At 44.2% G+C, this 21,390-nt stretch carries 18 protein-coding genes and 1 other RNA gene; 14 read left to right on the plus strand and 5 right to left on the minus strand.

Features of this window, described 5'->3' with window-relative positions; translation table 11 throughout:
- Positions 1-27 precede the first annotated feature (27 nt).
- Positions 28-1,356, minus strand: coding sequence for a 2-hydroxycarboxylate transporter family protein (locus tag IGI94_RS03015; protein ID WP_008378026.1), 1,329 nt, complete (start codon positions 1,354-1,356; stop codon positions 28-30).
- A gap of 167 nt (positions 1,357-1,523) precedes the next feature.
- On the opposite strand from IGI94_RS03015, the gene IGI94_RS03020 reads away from it, so the two are divergent.
- The 3 genes from IGI94_RS03020 (at position 1,524) to IGI94_RS03030 (ending at position 4,450) form a co-directional block, all read left to right on the plus strand.
- Positions 1,524-3,053, plus strand: coding sequence for a Spo0B domain-containing protein (locus tag IGI94_RS03020; RefSeq protein WP_042890088.1), 1,530 nt, complete (start codon positions 1,524-1,526; stop codon positions 3,051-3,053).
- On the plus strand, positions 3,050-3,742 hold the full coding sequence (locus IGI94_RS03025; protein ID WP_008378031.1) for a response regulator: 693 nt from the start codon (positions 3,050-3,052) through the stop codon (positions 3,740-3,742). The genes IGI94_RS03020 and IGI94_RS03025 overlap by 4 nt, the downstream gene beginning before the upstream one ends.
- Before the next feature lie 144 nt (positions 3,743-3,886).
- Positions 3,887-4,450 carry a hypothetical protein gene (locus IGI94_RS03030; protein ID WP_016619468.1) on the plus strand — a complete coding sequence of 188 codons (564 nt, stop codon included), beginning with the start codon at positions 3,887-3,889 and terminating at the stop codon, positions 4,448-4,450.
- A gap of 140 nt (positions 4,451-4,590) precedes the next feature.
- Here IGI94_RS03030 and IGI94_RS03035 read toward each other — a convergent pair whose 3' ends face one another.
- Positions 4,591-6,090, minus strand: coding sequence for a helix-turn-helix domain-containing protein (locus tag IGI94_RS03035; RefSeq protein ID WP_438899420.1), 1,500 nt, complete (start codon positions 6,088-6,090; stop codon positions 4,591-4,593).
- A gap of 208 nt (positions 6,091-6,298) precedes the next feature.
- On the opposite strand from IGI94_RS03035, the gene IGI94_RS03040 reads away from it, so the two are divergent.
- A complete protein-coding gene (locus tag IGI94_RS03040; protein WP_438899421.1) occupies positions 6,299-8,563 on the plus strand; it encodes a VWA domain-containing protein in 2,265 nt (754 codons plus the stop codon).
- Between the two features lie 147 nt (positions 8,564-8,710).
- On the opposite strand, the gene IGI94_RS03045 is transcribed toward IGI94_RS03040, so the two are convergent.
- Both IGI94_RS03045 and IGI94_RS03050 read right to left on the minus strand, forming a co-directional pair.
- Entirely contained in the window at positions 8,711-10,495 is a 1,785-nt protein-coding gene (locus tag IGI94_RS03045; protein ID WP_005231996.1) for an ABC transporter ATP-binding protein, read from the minus strand.
- The gene (locus tag IGI94_RS03050; RefSeq protein ID WP_061053783.1) at positions 10,488-12,221 is read right to left on the minus strand and encodes an ABC transporter ATP-binding protein; all 1,734 of its coding nucleotides are present in this window, start codon (positions 12,219-12,221) and stop codon (positions 10,488-10,490) included. The genes IGI94_RS03045 and IGI94_RS03050 overlap by 8 nt, the downstream gene beginning before the upstream one ends.
- Before the next feature lie 106 nt (positions 12,222-12,327).
- Between IGI94_RS03050 and IGI94_RS03055 the strand changes: the two genes are divergently transcribed.
- The 10 genes from IGI94_RS03055 to IGI94_RS03100 all read left to right on the plus strand — a co-directional run bounded on the left by IGI94_RS03055 (position 12,328) and on the right by IGI94_RS03100 (position 20,768).
- Complete coding sequence (locus tag IGI94_RS03055) at positions 12,328-13,131, plus strand: MerR family transcriptional regulator (RefSeq protein ID WP_016611256.1); 804 nt, start codon at positions 12,328-12,330, stop codon at positions 13,129-13,131.
- A 204-nt stretch (positions 13,132-13,335) separates the two neighbouring features.
- Positions 13,336-13,971 carry a YczE/YyaS/YitT family protein gene (locus tag IGI94_RS03060; protein ID WP_008378064.1) on the plus strand — a complete coding sequence of 212 codons (636 nt, stop codon included), beginning with the start codon at positions 13,336-13,338 and terminating at the stop codon, positions 13,969-13,971.
- Positions 13,972-14,110: 139 nt separating this feature from the next.
- A complete protein-coding gene (locus tag IGI94_RS03065; RefSeq protein WP_438899422.1) occupies positions 14,111-15,478 on the plus strand; it encodes an RsmB/NOP family class I SAM-dependent RNA methyltransferase in 1,368 nt (455 codons plus the stop codon).
- A 68-nt stretch (positions 15,479-15,546) separates the two neighbouring features.
- A complete protein-coding gene (locus tag IGI94_RS03070) occupies positions 15,547-15,882 on the plus strand; it encodes a hypothetical protein (protein ID WP_005227636.1) in 336 nt (111 codons plus the stop codon).
- A 131-nt stretch (positions 15,883-16,013) separates the two neighbouring features.
- A complete protein-coding gene (gene tadA, locus IGI94_RS03075; protein WP_005231990.1) occupies positions 16,014-16,520 on the plus strand; it encodes a tRNA adenosine(34) deaminase TadA in 507 nt (168 codons plus the stop codon).
- Between the two features lie 29 nt (positions 16,521-16,549).
- An RNA gene (ffs, locus tag IGI94_RS03080) (signal recognition particle sRNA small type) lies at positions 16,550-16,636 on the plus strand.
- Between the two features lie 633 nt (positions 16,637-17,269).
- Positions 17,270-18,652 carry a bifunctional metallophosphatase/5'-nucleotidase gene (locus tag IGI94_RS03085; protein ID WP_438899423.1) on the plus strand — a complete coding sequence of 461 codons (1,383 nt, stop codon included), beginning with the start codon at positions 17,270-17,272 and terminating at the stop codon, positions 18,650-18,652.
- Between the two features lie 88 nt (positions 18,653-18,740).
- A complete protein-coding gene (locus IGI94_RS03090; RefSeq protein ID WP_005231988.1) occupies positions 18,741-19,361 on the plus strand; it encodes a YutD family protein in 621 nt (206 codons plus the stop codon).
- A gap of 1 nt (position 19,362) precedes the next feature.
- Complete coding sequence (locus tag IGI94_RS03095) at positions 19,363-20,133, plus strand: TIGR01457 family HAD-type hydrolase (RefSeq protein ID WP_008378075.1); 771 nt, start codon at positions 19,363-19,365, stop codon at positions 20,131-20,133.
- Positions 20,130-20,768, plus strand: a complete 639-nt coding sequence (locus tag IGI94_RS03100; protein WP_008378077.1) for a TIGR01906 family membrane protein — start codon at positions 20,130-20,132, stop codon at positions 20,766-20,768. Before IGI94_RS03095 ends, IGI94_RS03100 begins: the two co-directional genes overlap by 4 nt.
- Positions 20,769-20,824: 56 nt before the next feature.
- Here IGI94_RS03100 and IGI94_RS03105 read toward each other — a convergent pair whose 3' ends face one another.
- A complete protein-coding gene (locus IGI94_RS03105; RefSeq protein WP_005227653.1) occupies positions 20,825-21,334 on the minus strand; it encodes a phosphatidylglycerophosphatase A family protein in 510 nt (169 codons plus the stop codon).
- Positions 21,335-21,390 lie beyond the last annotated feature (56 nt).

A 21,390-nucleotide genomic window follows, 5' to 3' on the forward strand; every position in this document is an offset into this window, starting at 1 on the left:
TGATTTCTCCCTTCCGATTTCAAACAATTAAAATAATAGTCGTAAAAGTGCGGTCATTGAGATAACCGTGATCGCGCCACCCAAACGTGTAGCTACTTGGGCAAATGGCATCAAATTCATGCGGTCGGCGGTACTTAAGATCGCGACATCGCCGGTTCCACCCATTCCGCTTTGACAAGCAGAAACGATGGCTGCTTCGATGGGGTACATGTTCATAAAGCGAGAAACGATAAATCCCGTGGCAATCACAGTGAAAACAACGCTAATAACGACTAAAAAGTATTGCCAGGTCAGCATACCGACGACATCTTTCAAAGGAATATAAAGCAGTCCTAATCCTGCCATCAGTGGAAATGTAAAGTTACCAGAGATGAATTTGTAAAGCTGTTTTGATCCTTTTTGTGTTTCTTTTGGTACGACATTCAAGTATTTCAAGAAAGCGGCTGCTACGATCATGAGAACAGGTCCAGGAAACCCAGTGACGTGTTCCAGCAAACCGCCGAGAATAAAGAGCGTACAAGCGGTCAGCACACCGGCACCCATCAATTTGACGTCGATCGGTGATTGATCTTCAACCAACGCATCTTTCAAATCATCCCCATCACTCATTTTGACGAGTTGGCCTTTTCCTGAAAGCTGCGGTTTTTGTTCCCCTAAGCGAGTCAACAAGCCAGTACAAACGATCGCGAAAAAGTTGCCGATGATAGTGGCTGGAATCAACTGACCGACCAATTGCTCGCTACCTAAACCAGTGATGGCACTATAGCCTAAGGAAAGTGGTAAGATTCCTTCCCCAATACCGCCGGCTAAAACAGGAGTCACAATAAAGAACAAAGTGTGTTTCCAATCTAGCCCTAACAGGACACCGACAAGGGTACCTACGCCCATCGCTAAGACCATGCCTAACATCATAGGAATGATCATTCGCATCAACCCTTGGACTAAGATTTTGCGATTCATACCTAAAATGCTGCCGCAAACCAGACAGGCGATATAGAAATAAAGGAAGTTTGCTTGCTTCATTAAGATATTAGTTGATTCCAATACGTTTTGATTGATGAGATTAAAAAAGACCAGGATTGACGGAATCAACAAAGAAAAAATAGCGGGACCACCAAAATTCTTGATGATGGGGATGTTGGCACCAATCGTTCCTAATAACCAGCCTAAACTTAGGATAACGGCGAACCCCCCCAACATATTGACAGGCAGTTGCTGTAGAAAAGCAGTGATCAAGATAATGGCAGACATTACCAGATAGACGGGCAAAGGAACGGAACCAACATAGAAAGACCACCACTTTGCTTTGGTTTGCTTTTTTTCAACAACGGGTTGTTTTGCGACGACTTGTTTCATTCAAATACCTCCTTTGGATGTTTCCAGTATAAGGAAGCGCTCACAAACAAAGAAGATTATTTAACTAATTTAATTAAATACAACTTAAAAAAAGACCTTCGGAAAAAGATTCCTATGTTAAAATGAGCGTGTAATGAACGCTTATTAGCAATTGAGGAGGAACGACTATGCGAGAGCGGCCAGTTCGGCTGTGGGTGCTGTTAGTAGGAATTTTTACCAGTACCTTATGTATCGTTCTAACATTATTTTATGTACTGATGATGATGGAACAAAAAGAGCAAATGCACCGGGATGAAGAAACGCTGCTGCTATCGATCGGTCGTCAGTTAGCATCAGAAGCGGAGGTCAAGCAAGCACTGCGGGAAAAGAAAGCCAGTCCCCAGTTGCAATCATATACCAATGAATTAGCAAAAAATTATGGGTTGGATTTTATTGTTTTGATGGATCAAGACGCTATTCGGATCACGCACCCAGACCCTGAAAAGATTGGTCAACCTTTTACAGGTGGCGATGAAACACCGGCAATTGAAGGCAAGGAGTCTCTCTCCATTGGCAACGGCACCTTAGGACAGTCCTTACGTGGGTTCGTTCCAGTGAAAGAAGATGGAGAACAACTTGGCGTCGTGGCATTAGGGATTAAAATGACTTCACTGCAATCGCTAATCTTACTATCGCAAAAAGGCTATCGGAAAGCATTGTTCATCAGTTTGCTATTAGGCGGGGGGATTGCATTATTCGTGGCATTTTATTTGAAACGACAACTGCATAATCTGGAACCGCAAGAAATCTCACGTTTGTTAGAAGAACGCAATAGTATGCTGGAAGAAACCAAGGATGTTGTTTTTGTCTTAGACTTAGCGAAGAACATCTTGCTGGCAAATCGAGCTGCCACGGCATTGCCGCTTGCTACTGCATCAGAAGATGGCTTGGTTGGCCAATCCCTGCTAACGATCTTGCCTGCTTTGCAGCACGTCGATTTTGACAAGAAGCAAGAGCGGTTAGTACAGCAAGAAGGGCAGAACTATGTCTTTTCATCGGCGCCGATCATCGTGAGAAATCAGCAGATAGGGCATATTATTTTTCTAAGAAATGCGACAGAGTCTTTATTTATTGCGGATCAGTTGGCAAATACGACAGCCTATGCGACGGCACTGCAAAGTCAAGCCCATGAATTTATGAACAAGCTGCATGTCATCTATGGTTTGGTGGATTTAGAAGCCTATGAAGAGTTGACGATCTATTTGGATGATATTTTGAAACCAGAGAAAGAATTTGCTCATCGGCTAGCGATTCTTATTAAAAATCCGTTGTTGGCAGGGTTTTTGATTGGCGAGCGGCAAAAATTTTTAGAAAAGAAATGCCAGCTATTGTTAGAAATTTTTCCAGAGATTCCCCAAGGGGCCGTTGCACATGAAACCAAAGTCTTATTAAACCTTTATCAATATATACATCATCTTTTGCTGCAAAAGCATTTGACTCAAGAGGTATTTATGAAAATCGAGTACCAAGAAAATCAGTTGCAAACGAGTTGGCAGCTAGCGGAAGAAATGTTGACACCCGCGGAACAAGTGACTTTACAACAAGTAGGCTATTTTCAGCAATTACTACATGAAGTCAATGGGACGATCACTTTTCAGGAAGCGCAAGGCGTCCTAGAAGTGACGATCACGAATGATTATCGGAAGGAGCAGCTATGAAAGCCAATATTTTGATTGTTGAAGACGATCCGATGGTTCAATTTATTCATCGCAGCTATTTAGAACGTTTAGCGGTTTTTGAGCGAATTTTTTCGGTGGAAACAGTGGAAGAAGCGCAAGAAATGCTACAAAAAGAAACCATTGAGCTGCTCTTGCTGGATATCCATTTGAAAGATGGCAATGGCTTGGAGCTGTTGCAAACATTACGGGAACAACAACAGGCTGTGGATGTGATCATGATCACGGCTGCCGATGAAACACGATTGATCAGCCAAAGCCTACATTTGGGGATGCTGGATTATTTGATCAAGCCGTTTTCCTTCGAACGATTTGCCCAAAGTATCCAAGTATTTCAGCAACGACGCGAAAGCCTCAAACATCCGCGGATCGCTCAGCAGCAAATCGATCTGCTGCTGCAGGGAAACCAAAAAAGTCCGTGGATCGAACTAGAAAAAGGGTTGACAGAAGACACGCTTCAGTTGATCCAAGAAACGATTCGTACTATCAAACAGCCATTTACAGTCCAAGAATTGGCGCAAGCTTGCGCATTGTCCCATGTGTCGGTAAGAAAGTATGTCGCCCACTTAGAAAAGACCAAAGCCATTCGCAGTGAAAATGTGTATACAAAAATTGGGCGTCCGTATAAACAGTATTTTTTGACATATGCAGAAAAGCAGACAACGGATTGAAAAATGAGCTCTCATTATCAGCTGCGATAAATGCATTTAATAATCAAAATACGAGTATTTTTCTATTTTTGTTAAGATTTTATGATTATTATTTCAATTAAACCTATTCTTTATTAGACTGATTGATAAAGAAGGAGGAATAAAATGAATAAAAAAACACTGGTTTTACCAATAATCTTAGTTACTTTAACAGGGTGTGGGGCTCAAAATGAAGACGACACAGCACAAGCAGATACGGTTGAAGTGCCAACGATCACCCTCGCTGCAATCGAAGAAGCACAAGAAGCTTGGGCTGAGAGCATCGTAGCTATTGGGGAAGCAAGTACGCAGAGTGAGGAAGCTGCAGAAGAACAAGCTAAAGAAACCCTTGATACGTTGTATGCATTTGATGAAGGAACAGTCCTTTTTAAACCGACGAAAGCTGCTGAAATTCCTTTCCGCTCAACAAAGGAAGAAGCTTTGTCTTATTTCGTTGGTGGTGATATTGAAGAAGACAGCGGGTTTGCTTTAGAGCCGTGGACAAATGTACGCTTTGTCAATCACGATACGATTCTAAATGGTGATACAGCACTTTCTTCAGGAAATTATTATTTTACATCCGGTGAGACCGGAGAAGAGGTAAAGGTCGAATATACATTTGGGTATATGTTGGATGAAGACGGCAACGTTCGAATCCAGTTGCAACACTCGAGTGTTCCTTTTCGTTAAAGGAACTAGCAACAGATTTAACTATTGGTTGTATAAAAGTAATACTGTATTGAATGAATGAAACAAAACGAGACGACGAAGTACCTGCTTTCATTACTTCGTCGTCTCGTTTTGTTGGAGTGATTTGAGCAGAGCAATCATTATTTTTGCGATTGGAATACTTCAATCGCCTGATGAATTGCTAGTAAATCAGGAAGGGTGACTTGTGCATTGATCAATAGGACCGGTGCTTTTTCATAGGTTTCAGACAATGGAGTAGTGCTTAGACAGAGATCGTAGTCGTCGTCGACAAACTGATCACGAATATCAAGGTTGTAGAACCCTTGAAAGGGCGCTTTGATCAGTTCTCTGATGGTCAGCGAAATCGCCAGCGGCAAGTCTGTTTCCAGTTTGATCTTGATTTTCTGCTGAAAAGTAGCTGGCGGCAAAATCAGCGTCCACGCCATAGCGACATGAAGAGAAAATCCGCTTCGTTTCAGTGGCTCTTTTTGGTATAACGAAGTTTTTGTCACTAGCTTTTCGGCTTGCTTTTGCAAATCAGGAAAATGTTCTGCTAAAAACTGTGCAGTATTATAGCCGGCTAATGTATGGTCGACCGGTCCAAACAATTCGACAGTCAAAAGCCCATTCAAGAGGGTATTCACGATCCTACTTTTGCAAGGGCGGGTCAACTCGGATTTTGGTGCGAACGCGGTCATCGACCAGAGAAGTTTTTGGATGCTCGTCGTTGGTTTTTTTGGGGAAAACGCAGCGTCCAGTTGCGCATCGGCAAACGTTCGATCGAGATTCGATGCTAGCCATAGAAAACAAAAGCGGCGTTCATTCTCATCAAGAAAGAAGTGTTCCGCTAGTTCTGACGATAAATGATTGTAGATGGCGGTCTCTTCATCAATCAGGGATTGAAACAGGGAAAGATCTTCCCCAATCAAAGGGGCTTCGATCGCTACTGCTTCTGCTGAAATCCTTTGTCCTTTGCGAAACCGCAAAATAGTGACAGCCAAAATGTATGTGGTCATTTTCAATTCGATCGGGTTAAAGGGAATCTGATTGTTTTGGTAGAAGTCTTGTGCGATGGTTTCACATTTTTTCTGGGAAAGACCAGTAAAGGGCCAATGCAGACCGGCAAATGTTCGCCAAAAGAAGACCATCATAAAGTAGCGGATACGGGCTTCGCTGCCTACGAGTCGAACCGTCCCTTTTTGCTTTTGCAGCTGAAATCCCAATGGAGCAAGCAGTTTTTGCAACGCATAGATTCGTTTACGAACGGTTGATTCGGAGAAGTAATGGTCAGCGGCGAATTGGATCAAATTGATCCCATTTTGCAGCAAAAGGGTTTCCAGTAAATAAAAAAAGGGATTCGCTTCCAGCAACTGCCGACTCAATCGCTTGTAGTCTCGCTTAGTCCCAATGAAGGATAACCCAAAGCCGTGTTTGGCAACCAAAAGCGGTGAGGGATCGTCTTGTAAGGAAAGCGAGCGCTTGCTTAAAGTGTCGAAGCTTTTTTGGATGGAGCGGCGATCCAAAGCCAACGCTTGACTGATCTCTTCAATGGGAACAAAACGTTTTTGAAGATACAAAAACCGCAACAAGTCGATATCTCTCTTGAGAGTGTGTCCAAAAAATGGATAAAACCGTTCCATAATTCAAGCTCCGTTCTAAAGGTTTCTCTATGTACTCGATTCTCTTATGATAGCACAAAAAACGTGATTTTTTTGTAAATGAAATCAGCAATTTTTTGTCTCCTTTTCGCAGCAAAACCTTCTATACTGTTTTCTGACAAAGACTCGCTTTCCTCAGCATTCATGGATCTGCTGAGGAAAGCAGTGCGGAAATAAAGGAGCGAAAGTGATGAAACACAAAAGAGGTTGGCAAAAGCATGCAGGGATTTTTTTCCTGTTGTTGATGGGGGTTCTCATGGGCAGTCTGACTGTAAACAGTGAAACCACCACGTATGATTTTGACTATCAAACTGATGCGACCGGACAGTATTTGACAAATGGAACGGCGCAAGGAGATACGTACAACTACAAGTATGGACAGGCGCCGGGGGTTGCTTTTGATGAAGAGAACTATGTCAATTATGCAGATGAAGCTTATCTGAAAAAGAGTGTCAAAGAAGCTGCGGGCCAAGGACTATTTGATGTAACGTTAGCTGTCAAAGGCAATCAGACCAGTACCCCTGTTGATCTGGTCATGGTGATCGATTATTCTTCCTCCATGACTGGAGAAAAATTAACCAACGCCTTGTTGGGGCTGCAACAGTTTGGAAATGAATTAGCTGATTCGCTAGCGAATGGCTCCATTCGGATCGGGATCGTTGCCTACAATCGAGAAGTTTACACTACCAACGGTTTTTCTACCGATATCGCGTACTTGGAACAATTTCTGCGTGAGACGGCCGAATCCCATTCTGGAACTTTTATGCAAAAAGGCTTATTGGCTGGACAACAACTGTTACTGGAAGAAAGTCGTCCAAAAGCGGAAAAGCTGTTTATTCATATCGGTGACGACAGTGCCAATCGTAGTTATTTGCCAGTAGATGATGCAGCGGTTTATCAAAATACCGGCGCAATCAGTGACTATAACGGTTATCACACGGAAAGCTATATTGAAGAATTTCAAACGTCAGCCAATGCTTACCATACGACAAGTAAAAATCCATCAGATTCGCAAGCCATTCCTGTTAGCAACACTGTGGTGACAGACGAGACCCTTGGCACGATCGTCGCGCTTAAAAAATCTGGTTTCACCTATTATTCGGTAGCAACGGCGCCTTCCGCACGAGGGGAATACATTGGGCGCAATCTGGCGTCTGCACCGAGCAATTACTTAACGACGGATGAAAACCTGAGCGGGTTGGGTTCAGCATTGACAGAAATCGCCAATCATATCGATAAAACCATCCCTGATGGGACGATTACAGATCCGATGGGAGAGGGCATTCTTTTGCAAGGGGCAGGTAATTTTGATGCTGATCAGTATCAGTTAGTCGGATGGCGCAAAAATGCGCAAGGAGAGTGGGTCGAGGCGCCGGAAGTTGCAACTGGAGTAACCGTTTCTGAAAAGGATCAGACTATTACCGTCAGTGGGATAGCCTTAGGTGAAAATGAAAAATTGACCTTGACCTACCAAGTTCGCTTGAATACGGAAGCCCCAGATTTTAAAGGAGAGGCGTGGGTGTTGTGCAATGGCCGTACGACCTTAACACCAGCAAGCGATGATGAAGCGTTGGATTTTCCGATACCTTCCATCAAGGCACCCAATGTTTCCCTTGCTGTTCTCAAAAAGTGGGTCAATGTCTCAGCAGCTGAGATTCCAGACCAAATCGATTATCAAGTCAAAAGAACCACCACTACTGCAGCAGACAGTTGGCAGCAGTCAGACCGTTTGACCCTTGAAAAAGCCAATGATTTTCAAGCATCATTAACAAAGATACCCGTTGCTGGTCAAATGGCAGACTTACCAAAATACAACAATCAAGGGGAAGACTTCGTGTATCAGGTTGAAGAAGTCAATATCCCCGACGGCTTCGAAAGCAGTGTGACGACTGAGGGAGATACCCTTGTAATCACCAATACAAAAAAAGAAACCGAACCAAGTACCACGGAACCAAGCACAACCGAGCCAAGTACCACGGAACCAAGTACAACGGAACCAAGTACAACCGAACCAAGTACGTCGGAATCAAGTACAACAGAACCAAGTACCACAGAATCAAGCACGACCGAATCAAGCACGACGGAACCAAGCACCACAGAACCCAGCACGACGGAACCAAGTACGTCGGAATCAAGTACCACAGAATCAAGCACGACAGAGCCAAGCACGACGGAATCAAGTACCACAGAATCAAGCACGATGGAGCCAAGCACGACGGAACCAAGTGCTACGGAGCCAAGTACCACGGAATCAAGTATGATAGAGTCAAACACAAAAGAATCAAATACAATGACGCAAAATAATACTAAACCAAATTCTACCGAGAACAGTACGTTACCGTCGAAAGAAAAACAACTACCCAAAACGAATGAACAAACCGCCGACTGGTTAGTCGGTTTGGGTGTGATGATTGTTGCAACAACGATTGGCGTATTCGTTAGAAAGAGAAAGTAACAGAGTTTTATCATTACTAGTTCTTTATCAGCAACCAGATGACTACTTATTTGATGATTAGAAAATAAAACTCTTCCTACAAAATTTATCTAAGTTTAGAAAAAAGACAACGATAATTCTTTTAAAGAATCACGTTGTCTTTTTTCATCAAGCAGTTGCAAACTGGCTGTTATATAGTTGGGCGTAAAGGGAATCTTGTGCCAGCAATTGAGTATGGGAGCCTTTTTCGACGACGGAGCCGTCTTTCATCACTAGAATCAAGTCGGCATTTTTGATGGTAGAAAGACGATGGGCGATGATAAAACTGGTCCTTCCTTGGGTCAAACGATCCATTGCCGTTTGGATCATTTGTTCCGTCCGAGTGTCGACACTGGAGGTGGCTTCATCAAGGATCAGGATCGTTGGGTCCGCTAAAATCGCCCGGGCGATCGTCAATAATTGTTGTTGTCCTTGAGACAGTTCGCTTTCGGAGCCAATGACGGTATCGTAACCGTTGGGCAGGGTCCGCACGAAGTGGTCGCATTGGGCGGCTTTGGCTGCAGCCAAGATGTCTTCCCGAGTGGCATCGGGATTGCCATATGCGATATTTTCAGCAATGGTTCCTTGGAACAGCCATGTATCCTGCAGCACCATACCGAATTTTTTCCGTACTGCCGGTGCCGAAAAGGACATCATGTCTTGATCGTCCAGCAAAATCTTTCCACCGTTCAAAGGATAAAAGCGCATCAAAAGATTGATCATGGTGGTTTTTCCAGCGCCTGTTGGTCCGACGATCGCAACCGTTTGTTTTGGTTTGACGGAAAATTCGACGTTTTCCATCAGGAGTTTTTCCTTGTTGTAGCCGAAGGAGACGTGTTGGAAATCGATTTTTCCTTTGATGGTTTGCGGTACCGGCAGTTGCTGGGTCGCTGTTTCTTCTTCAGGATAATCAAGGATCTCAAAAATTCGTTCGAGAGATGCTAAGGCACTTTGCAAGGTATTCATAATATAAGAAGCTTGCGTGATCGGTTCAGACACTTGGTTGATGTATTGCAGATAGGCTTGTACAAGACCAATGGATAATTGCCCTTGCAACACCATCAGACCACCAACGACGGCGCTTAAGATAAAGCCGATTTGATTGATAAAGCGCACGAAAGGATTGATAGCTGCACTGACGAACTGTGCTTTCCGAAAAGCTTTAAATTGAGCTTCGCTCAATTCCGCCATTTCCGCTTCAACGGCAATTTGCTGGTTGTAGGATTTGATCAGCGGATTTGCGGTATAAAACTCTTCCGCACGACTGCTGACTGCACCTAATGTTTCTTGGTTTTTGGTAAAGTAGCTCAAGTTTTTTCGTGCGAGAACGGTGGTCACAAAAGCACTCAAAAGCAAAATCAGGACCACACCGATCGTCAGTAATGGGCTGAGATAAAGCATGGCGATCAAGCCGAAGGTAATGCTGATGGTTGCGGTGATCAGCTGCATCAAACCGACTTGTAAGACTTCGGACACTTTATCTAAATCGAGAATCACTCGGCTTAAAATATCGCCGGTATGATGTTTGTCGTAAAAACTGATAGGCAGGCGATTGAATTTGTCACTGATTTGTTTGCGTAAAGTCAAGGTCAGGGTTTCACTGACACTGGCCATCGTATACTCTTGTAGCAAGGAAAAGAGACTAATCAAAAGCCAGGTTCCTGCTAAAAGGACGACTGGACCTAAAATACTTTGCCAAAAATCATTGATCTGCCAGCCTTCTTGTTGAAACAAGGCGATCAGATTATCCAGTCCACGTCCCAAGATCAAAGGGGCGATGGACATTAGTAAGGAAAAGAACAAGGCAGAGACGATGATCAGCAGAAAGCGGGCTTTTTGTTCCATTAGTAATCGAAGTAGGCGCCGGCTTGTATGTTTCATGTTTTTTGGTGTATCCATTGTTTGTTTACTCATCCTTCATTCCTCCCATTCCTTGAGATGAGGCAAACTCTTGATAAGTTTGGCAAGTGCGTAATAATTCTTCGTGGGTTCCATTACCGACCATTTTGCCGTTATCCAAGACAATGATTTGATCGGCATTTTTGACGGTCGATACCCGTTGAGCCACGATAATGACGGCGGCATCTTTCGTGTATTCTTTCAATGCACGCCGCAAGTTGGCGTCTGTTTGATAATCCAAAGCAGAAAAGCTGTCGTCAAAGAAGTAGATTTCTGCGGGCTTTGTCAGCGCTCGGGCAATACTCAATCGTTGCTTTTGACCGCCAGAGAAATTGCTGCCTTTTTGAGCAACCGGACTTTCATAACCTTCAGGCAAGCCTTCAATAAATGACTTGGCTTGAGCAACTTCAGCGGCTTTTGCCATCGCCTCATGGGTTGCTGGACGATTGCCGAAACGCAAGGTTTCTTGAATCGTGCCGCTAAGCAAGAGCGCTTTTTGCGGGACATAACTAATTTGGTCCCGTAATTCGGCTTGTGAGATCTCTTTGATGTTGCGGCCAAAAAGCGTGATCGAACCAGCAGTCACATCTTTGAAACGCAACAGCGCTTTGGCGATGGTGCTTTTGCCAGAGCCGGTTCCTCCAACGATCGCTGTCGTTTTGCCTCGGTGGATCTCGAAGCTGATATCTTCTAAGACAGGTTCTTCGGCGCCTTCATACGTAAATTGCACGTGATTGAAAGCGGCGATCGTTTCTGACAAGGCGGATTTTTTTAAGGTTTGGTCACCGTCAATCAAATCAATTGGTTCTTCTAAGACTTCTTCGATTCGTTGTAAGGAAGTCAAGCCTTTAGGCACCATCACGATCACCATCGCTGCCATGGTCAAAAACCAAAGGCTCAAAATCGTGTATTCGATAATGGCAGTAATACTACCAATAGCTAGGTGGCCCTGAAGACTTTGATAGCCGCCGTAGACTAGGATGGTTGAAATCGAGAGTCCCATTACTAAGTTGACGGTCGGATTCAAGACAGCAAAGAGGCGATTGACTTTAATCATGGTTTTCGCATATTCCGTCAAGGTTTGATCTGTCCGTTCTTTTTCGTAAGCCGCTTTGTCAAATGCCCGAATCACCCGAGCGCCGGTAAAGGTTTCTCGTAAGATCCGCATCATGTTATCGACTAGTTTTTGCGTGATTTGTGATAATGGGATCGCTTTGCGAATCACCCCATAAGCGATCATTGAAAAACATAGGATCGCTACGATTGGGACCCAAATCATCCGTAAAGAGACGGTGCCGGTTAGAAAAATCGAAGCTGCGACGATCATTGGGGCTGGCAAAATCATTTGCAGCGCCATCATCAAAATTTGTTGGATGTTGTTGATGTCGCTGGTGGTACGTGCCAGCAAAGTGGGTGTACCATAGCCATCAACAGCGGATACAGAGAGTTCTTGTGTTTTTTTGAAAAAGCGCATCCGCAAAAAATGCCCGAATTTTCCTGAAAGGTGGGCAGATAAATAACTACCGCCTACCGAGACGATCACGGTGCCGATGGCAATGGCAAACATCCACCAGCCATTGTGCCAAATGGCCGTCGTGTCGACTTTTAAGATCCCTTCATCAATGATTTTTGCCAAAAAATACGGCAACAAGAGTGTGCCGAAGGATTGGACTAGCATCAAAAGAAATAAACTGAAAAAGAAGCGTCGTTCTTCTTTATAAAATAACTGTAATTGTTTCATGATTTCCCTCCAAAAATGTCGTTCTATGGTAGAATAAACTGTAACGTTACGTTACAGTCAAGCAAGGAGTGAAATTTTTTTGAAAAAACAATTGACCATCAGTGAGATGTCCGCTTATGCTGGCGTGAGTCGGCGCACATTGATTTATTATGATCAAATCGATTTGTTCAAACCGCAATCGATTGGTGAAAACAGCTATCGCTATTACGGCTTTGAACAATGCCTTGAGTTAGACGTGATTTTGATGTTGCGTTCTTTAGACATGCCCTTGCAAGACATTCGCCAATTTTTGAAAAACCGCAACCCGGAATATACGCAAAAGGAACTTGTGGAACGGCGAGGACAAGTCCGTGACAAAATCGCTGCGCTACAAGAATTGGAACGAACCTTCGATCGCTACATCCAGCGCTATGAAAAAGTACAGAAAGCCGATTTTGAGACCTTTACGATAGCGCAGCACGAAGCAGAGGCGTTTATCGTTTCCGAAGAGATCGCTGGCGATGATCCAGAATCTGCTTATCAAGTGTACGCCCGTTTTTATCCGCTAGTGGATTATAAAGATGCCTTCAGTGGCTATCCCATCGGCTTTTTAAGTGCAGGAACGACGTTGGAGGATCAGACTTTTCACGCATCGCCTTATCGGGCATTGATCTTGATTCCCCAAGATCGGCTACATCTCTATCCGGAAAAGCTGATCATCACACGTCCCGCTGGTACGTATGTTTCTGGATTTGTCAGTGAGGGAGAAGAACAAATTGCCGCTTTTACCCACCGCATCCAAGCCTTTCTAAAAGAGAAGCAGTTGAAAATCGATGGCGATGTTTGGGAATTGTTATGGCAAGATGAAGTCTTTACCACACAAAAAGAATTGCAGATATTTGAAGTGATGGTTCCAGTGAAGCCCGAGTAATGGACGAGGCACGCGTATCTGTAAGAAACGAAAACTAAGATACGCAATAGCAATGATTATTGCCGCTGGCTTTTCAATAGAAGCAAAGGAGATGACTAAGTCAGATCCCTTCCCTACAAAGAGCCCTGTGAAGCGTTGAAATTCCCATTTTCCTTTTTTCTCGTTATACTTGAGAGAACAGATGAGAAAAAAGGGGAAATTTTAATGAAAAAAGAAACAGGAATACGCTCGCTTTATGCGTTGATTGGTGTCGCCATTTTAGGATTCGGGGCGGCATTGCTGCGGGTCGGCGGAGTAGGGCTAGACCCATACACAGCAGCCAATATCGGTGTCGGCGAGCTGCTAGGGTTATCCCTTGGGGTCTATCAATTGATGATCAATATCGCTGTCCTAGTATTGATTTTTATCTTTGGCCGTCGTCATATCGGCATCGGGACGGTCATCAATATGGTGCTGACAGGATTTTTCATCGACTTTTATACCAACGTTTTTGATTGGTTATCCGTCGGTCCAAATAACTGGTGGCAGCAAGGCTTGTTCTTGTTGATCGGGATCATCTTCTTTACCTTCGGTGCTTCGTTTTATATGTCAGCGAATTTGGGTAGCGCCCCCTACGACGCGATCGCCCCAACCATCGTCGATCAGACGAAAGCCAACTATCGAGTGGTGCGGGTGATTCAAGACGTTGCCTTTGCCTTGATTGGGCTCTTCACAGGCGGGCCAATCGGGATCGGAACCTTCATCAGTGCCTTTTTAGTGGGCCCACTGATCAAATTCTGGGACAACCGTGTCTCTGAGCCATTCATCGAAAGCAGTGTCAAAAAAGCGATTTTTAAATAAAAAAAGGTCTGCAGCAAAGAGAAGTCGAAGCGATTTAATCGCCCACTTCACTCAGCTGCAGTTTTTTTGCCATTTGCTCAAGGAATTCTTGCATAATTGCTTCTCAGTCGCTAGAATAAAAAAGCCGAGGAGGGGTAGTATGCAATTACCAACACCATTTATTGAAAAATACCAACGGTTGCTAGGAGAAGAAGCACCAGCTTTTTTTACCGCTTTAACCGATAATCAGCCAGTCAAAGGCTTTCGCTTGAATGTTGCTAAGCCGCACGCACAAGCGATGCTGGCAAAATATGGACCAGCTGCTGTACCCGCCCCCTATGCAGAAGCGGCTTATATTGGCGAAGTCAAAGGCCGTTCGTTGCTCCATCAAGCTGGCTATGTCTACAGCCAAGAACCTAGTGCGATGATCGTGGCAACGATCGCAGCCGCTCAACCAGGGGAGCGGGTCTTAGATTTATGTGCGGCACCGGGAGGCAAAACAACGCAGCTGGCAAGCCAATTACAAGGAAAAGGGCTGCTTGTAGCAAATGAGATTTTCCCGAAGCGTGCCAAAATCCTATCAGAAAATGTGGAGCGTTGGGGCTTTCCGAATGTAGTCGTCACCAATCAGGCACCGCAAGAAATGAGTCGCCATTTTCCTCAGTTTTTTGACAAGATCGTGGTGGACGCTCCTTGTTCTGGTGAAGGGATGTTTCGTAAAGATCCCGTCGCCTTAGAAGAATGGCAGGCAGAAACACCTGATCAGTGTGCGATCAGGCAAAAAGACATTTTGGCACAAGCCGTTGCGATGCTAAAACCGGGGGGCCAGCTGATCTATTCCACCTGTACCTTTGCCCCTGAAGAAAACGAAGCGATGATGGCTTGGTTAATGGAGGAGTATCCCTTCACGATCGAAGCGATCGACTTGGCCAATGTATCTCATGGGCGCAGCGAGTGGGGAGCTGCACCAGGGATTGAGAAAACGATCCGCTTATGGCCGCATTTAAACCAAGGAGAAGGTCATTTCGCTGCGAAATTGACCTCGCTAGCAGAAGCTGCACCAGTGAAAAAGAAGAAAAAAGGCAAAGGTGCGACAGCCAAGAGCCCATTGGATGCAGCAACTCAAAAGTTGTGGCAAGCCTTTCGCAAGGAGTTTCCTTTTTTACAGACACTGAATGCGACGCCTCAGCTGCTAGGAGAAAACCTCTGGCTCGTTCCTGAAGAAATGCCTTCTTTAAAAGGGATCAAGTTTATGCGCCCAGGTTTGCATGTCGGTGTCGTTAAGAAGAATCGGATCGAACCTAGTTATGCGTTGGCATTGGCGATCCATGCAGAAGAAGGGGCACCGACAGTGCCGATCACTTTGCGGCAATGGCAGCAGTATGTGGCAGGTGAAACCATGAGCGTGCCAGGAAATGCTGGATGGGTGATTTTGACAGTCGATGAGATCCCCGTCGGTTTTGGAAAACAAGTCCAAGGAACTGTGAAAAACTTCTTTCCAAAAGGATTAAGATTCAAAGCGATTTAAACGAAATAGTGTTTTTATTTCAGTCCTCGTGCTATGATGGAAGTAGCAAAATAAGGGAGCTGATCGATATGAAAACATCATCAAAAGTAACGATTGGATTAAGCATTGCAGCGATCGCTGGGATCACTACTGCCGTCGTTGTATCAGACAAAGTATTCAATAAAGTACGCTTCGCTTGCAACCGACACAAAGTAAAGAAATTTGTCGATGACAAATTCAACGGCAATGAAAAATTGTTGGATGTCGTAGACGGCTTGTCTGACAATGAATTGGATTCGTTGTTAGGTGTGATGAAAAAAGTCAATGAGGGCCGCAACAAAATCTCTGTTTACGGAGACAACATCAAAGATTCGACAGAACATGTCAAAGACAAGTTGACGAGCTTTGTTGATTCCGTCTTTTAAGCCAATCATTCCATTTGAAACTCGCAGGGACATCGGTCTTTGCGAGTTTTTCTCGTCTTTCTAAGCGTTTTTCGTTATACTAACAAGGAAATGCACGAAATGGTGCGAGGTAGAGGAGTGAAAGTGAAGTCGTGGAAAAAACAAGTACTTTGACTGCCGAGGAAAAAGCGTTCTTTATGGAAGAAGCAATCAAAGAAGCCCGAAAAGCAGAAGGTGTGGCAGAAGTACCGATCGGTGCTGTCGTCGTCTTGGATGGCAAAATCATTGGTCGTGGGCACAATCTACGAGAAACGCAGCAACAAGCCGCAGCGCATGCGGAGATGTTTGCGATCGAGGAAGCCTGTCGCACTGTCGGAAGTTGGCGCTTAGAACAAGCGCAGCTGTTTGTGACCTTGGAACCATGCCCGATGTGCAGTGGGGCGATGTTATTGGCACGGGTGGAAGAAGTGTATTTTGGTGCCTACGATCCCAAAGGCGGCACTGCTGGTACATTGATGAATTTATTGGAAGATGAGCGCTTCAACCATTGGTCCTATGTGGAAGGCGGCATTTTAGAAGAAGCATGCGGCCAGCTGCTAACAGATTTTTTCCGAGCATTACGAGAAAAGAAAAAACAAAAAAAGGCTGGCAATCTCTAACGAAATACGTTATACTAAGTTTTGCCGAAAGGCTAGGACAATGGAGGTCTTGTGAAGCGTGTCAGATCCGGAAGGAAGCAGCACTAAGCAGGATTCTCCATGTGTCTGATTGAAAAACTGCTTGTTTTGAAGAAAGCAGTAGTACTAATTGAATCGATGATCATTCAAACCTGAGACAGACTGTCTTAGGTTTTTTTATTGTCTGAAAGTCTTTGTGACACCAAGGGCTGTTCTAATTGTATTCTGCTTTAAATCTAGGCAATCGATAGCAGCTCTCAGAGGGGTAAGTTGTATTTTTGATACAAAGGCTTTATTCCTGTTTAGAACCTTACTCTGATAACTTTTCCGTTGGCGATTTTTGTACTCTCAAAGAATCAGTAGTTCTGACGAACTGAAACATGGAATACCTGCTCTCGATATTCGATAGAATCGTCGTTTCAAGAACTCTTTATTTTCGCTTCAACAAATTGCCGCCGCCGTGTTATCGGTTGCAATTCCCCCAAATAACCAGAAAAAATCACTTTCCTTTTTACAGTCAGAAAAGTGATTTTTTCTTTTGAACAACTGTCACTGTAACTGTTTCTTTTTTACAAAAAGTCACCATTCTTTTCCAAGCATTCCAATGGTTTCCCAGAGATTTTATGCTATGCTTATTTTGTAGAGAATTCCGTCGTCTTTCTACTGGCAACCCTTGATGCCAAGAGAAACGGATAGTGATTTCAGGCGACGTATTTGAAAAGAGGCGCACAATGGAAAAAATTACGATTATCCATACCAACGATCTGCATTCCCACCTAGAACATTGGCCGAAGATGCGGCGTTATTTGGATCAAAGAAAACGAGAAGCGGATACGACCGAAGAGACAGTGATCGCGGTCGACTTAGGCGACTTTGTCGATCGCTGGCATCCTTTGACAGAAGCAACTGACGGCAAGGCGAATGTCGACTTGATGAATCAAGGGCATTATGATGCGGTGACGATTGGGAACAATGAAGGGGTCGGCAATCCCAAAGAGGTCTTGCAGCATTTATATGACCAAGCAGAATTTCCTGTCATTTTAGGCAATTTATTTGATAAACAGGATTTACGTCCACCCAAATGGGCACAAGAATACAAAATCATGGAAAGCAATCAAGGAGCCAAAATCGGTCTGATCGCTTTTACAGCACCGTTTCCGCTGACATATGCCCCCAACGGTTGGGACATTCGCGAACCCTTGGAGATTTTGCCTTCACTGGTGCAGCATTTGCGCCCCGAGGTCGATCTGCTGGTCTTGATGAGCCATCTAGGCATCAATGCTGACCGCCAGATTGCGAGGGACTTTCCAGAACTAGATGTTATTTTAGGTTCCCACACGCACCATTTGTTTGAAAAGGGCGAAGTCATCAATGGGGTTCAAATTGGCGCAGCTGGCAAGTTTGGTTTTAACATTGGCGAAGTCGAAGTGGTCTTAGATGAACACCACCGCCCGATCAAGCATCGTGCACGTGTGATTCCGACTGATTCGCTGGTGGCTTTTCCGCAAGATGAGGAAGAGATCGTCGAATATCTATCGATCGGTCATCGCTTGTTGCGGGCAAATCAGGTGGCAGAAATTCCAGCAGCGTTTACGAGGGATTGGCAAAGTCAACATTCCTTGGTTCGGGAGGCACTTTTGGCATTATGTGCCAAAGGACAGACGGATGCCGCCATCTTAAATACGGGGCTATTTTTAGATGATTTGCCACAAGGACGGGTCGATCAAGATCAGCTGCACACGATTTTGCCTCATCCGATGCATTTGATTCGGGTGACGCTGCAAGGCGCGGATGTCATTCGATTGGTCTTAGAGATGGAAAAAAATCGCAACTTTTTGCGCAATTTTCCAATTATGGGAATGGGCTTTCGAGGGAAGATTTTTGGCGAACTGGTTTATGAAGGCATTCGCTTTGATGAAAAAAACCACCAAGTTTTGTGGAAGCAAGAACCAGTTGATGTCTCTCAAAGCTACACGTTGACTCTTGTGGATCACTACTTGTTTATTCCGTTTTTCCCGACGATCGAGATTGCTGGAACTGTTGAGTTTCTTTTTCCAGACTTTATTCGGACGGTGGTCGGTGATTACTTGAGTCAGAAATACCCTATTCAGTAGTTGGTACTCCTCCAGTGGTTTTTTGAGGAAAACCGCGACTATCATTGAGGAATAAAACAAGGTATAATAAACAGCAGGTGGTGAAAAAATGACCGAAAAACAAACGATCACAGATGAAATGACATCTGTACTAGAAGAAATTATTGAAGAACCAGCGAAACAACCGCAAAAAGGCGAGTTGGTGACTTTGTTGAATGATGAAGAATTAATGATTGGCAATCGACAATACAAATTGGTCATGGATTATCGTGAAGGCTTCGATCCTGAAAAACTTGGTGAGCGTTACAGTGAAGTTTTGGCACGCTATGATTATATCGTAGGTGATTGGGGTTATGAACAGCTACGCTTGAAAGGCTTCTTTGAAAAGGATAACCGCAAAGCATTACCCGATCAGCGCATTGACATGCTGGAAGACTATTTGTATGAGTATTGCAACTTCGGTTGTGCCTATTTCGTGATCCAGAGGGTTGGCGGCAAGAAAGAAAAAAGTACCTCCCGAAGACGTAAGAAAAAGCCAGCTCAAACGAATCAAAATCAAACTACACAACAAAACGCACATATAGAAGAAAAGCGTGAAGCAATTCCGCAGAAGAAAAGCAAACCAACGATCAAAAATCGTAAACCAAAAGAAAAAAACGTCAAAAAAACCGAAACAACTACGGTGAAAAAAGGCAAAAAAGAGTTTACGATTCGACAAAGGGAAGAATAAGATGAAATATAAAGGCTATTTGATTGATCTAGACGGCACGATTTATTTAGGAAAAGAGCCGATCCCTGCTGGGAAACGCTTCGTAGAATCCTTACAAGAAAAAGGACTGCCCTATTTATTTGTGACCAACAATACGACCCGCAGTCCCGAAGTCGTGGCACAGCGATTGGCGGATGAATTTTCGATTCACGTGGCACCAGAAACGATCTATACCGCAAGCTTGGCAACGATCGATTTTATGAAAGACCATGGCAAAGGCCGCAAAGTGTTTGTGATCGGCGAAGCGGGGTTGATCGATTTGATCTTAGCTGCTGGATTTGAGTGGGAAGAAACCAATCCGGATTATGTCGTGGTTGGTTTAGACAACCACGTGACGTATGAAAAATTTGTTTTAGCAACGTTAGCGATCCAAAAAGGAGCTACCTTTATCGGGACCAATCCAGACAAAAATATCCCGACGGAAAGAGGCTTGTTGCCAGGTGCGGGTTCACTGATTGCAATGGTGGAGACTGCCACCCAAATGCAACCGATTTTTATTGGCAAACCAGAAGCGATCATTATGGAAAAAGCGGTGGCACACATCGGCTTATCAAAAGAAGAGGTCTTGATGGTGGGGGACAATTACGAAACGGATATCCGTTCGGGGATCCAAAACGGGATCGATTCTTTGCTCGTATTATCTGGCTTTACCCCGAAAGCGGCGGTGCCGACATTACCGGTAGCACCAACCTATGTGGTTGATTCTTTAGATGAGTGGGATTTTGAACAATGAAAAAACAAGTGTGGCTTGAACGCTTAGGATTTGTCTGCTTGTTTTTGTTTTTGGTCAGTCTAGCGATCACCCTAACGATCAATTTTCGACCGTTATATTGGTTTGATGTCGATCACTTAAATCTGCTGGATTATACCTCGCTAACAAGAGAAGAGTTGTTGAAGAACTATGGCTTATTGTTAGATTTTCTAAACAATCCCTTTGCAAGTACGCTCGCCTTGCCAGATTTTCCAATGTCTGAAGCGGGGGCTGGTCATTTCTACGATGTAAAACAGTTGTTTCTATTAAATTATGCTGTGATGATCGTCACGTTGCTGCCCAGTATCTGGTTCGTCAATCGGCTACGACAAAACCAACAGCAATGGCGCTTGATTCGTCCTTTTCAATGGGGGATGATATTGCCGCTGATTTTCGGGTTTTTGATGGCAGTCGGCTTTGATCGCTTTTTCGTTACGTTCCATGAGATTTTCTTCAGTAACGACGATTGGCTATTTAATCCAGCCACCGATCCGATCATCAACGTATTGCCAGAAACGTTTTTCATGCATTGCTTTATTCTCTTTTTTGTCTTGATTGAAGTCTTCTTTTTTGCTTTCTATTGGTGGGGAAAACGAGGCTTGAAAAAAACAGCGTAATGAAAAAAAGACCAACGATCCACTTCCTTTGAAGAAGGCGGATCGTCGGTCTTTTTTTATTGCGTAATGTAATGAGATTTACTTGGGTGTTGATGGGCTAAGCGACTTGCGGCAGAAGCGGCAATGGCACCTACGATATCATCTAAAAAGGTGTGAACGCGGGGACCGTCGTGCTTATTCAGTTCTTTCAAAATGCCCGGTTTGACTTTATCAATGTATCCGTAGTTAGTAAAACCGATGGAGCCGTACACATTGACGATGGATAGTGCGAGGATCTCATCGATCCCATAAAGCCCTTCGTCTTCTTTGACGATTTCTTGCAGTGGATGCAGCAGTTGATTTTCTTCTGCCAAAATATCCAATTGGACACCCGTCAAAATCGTGTTGTGGACTTCCCGCTTGCTTAAGACAGCGTTGACGCTTTCGATACACATCTCCAACGTGATGCCTTCAATGTAATCTTTTTGCAAGAACATCACCAATTCCCCGATGTCTTGCAGTGAGACACCGCGGTCGGCCAACAATTCTCTTGCTTTGTCTTCAAGTGTTTTGCTTTCTAATACCATATAGTTCCCCTCCATGTAAAAATAGTTTATTCAAAAGTCAACATGCGACTGATGGA

This window comes from Enterococcus sp. AZ149 (genome assembly GCF_051714285.1).
In the GTDB taxonomy this organism is placed as follows: Bacteria; Bacillota; Bacilli; order Lactobacillales; family Enterococcaceae; genus Enterococcus_D; species Enterococcus_D entomosocium.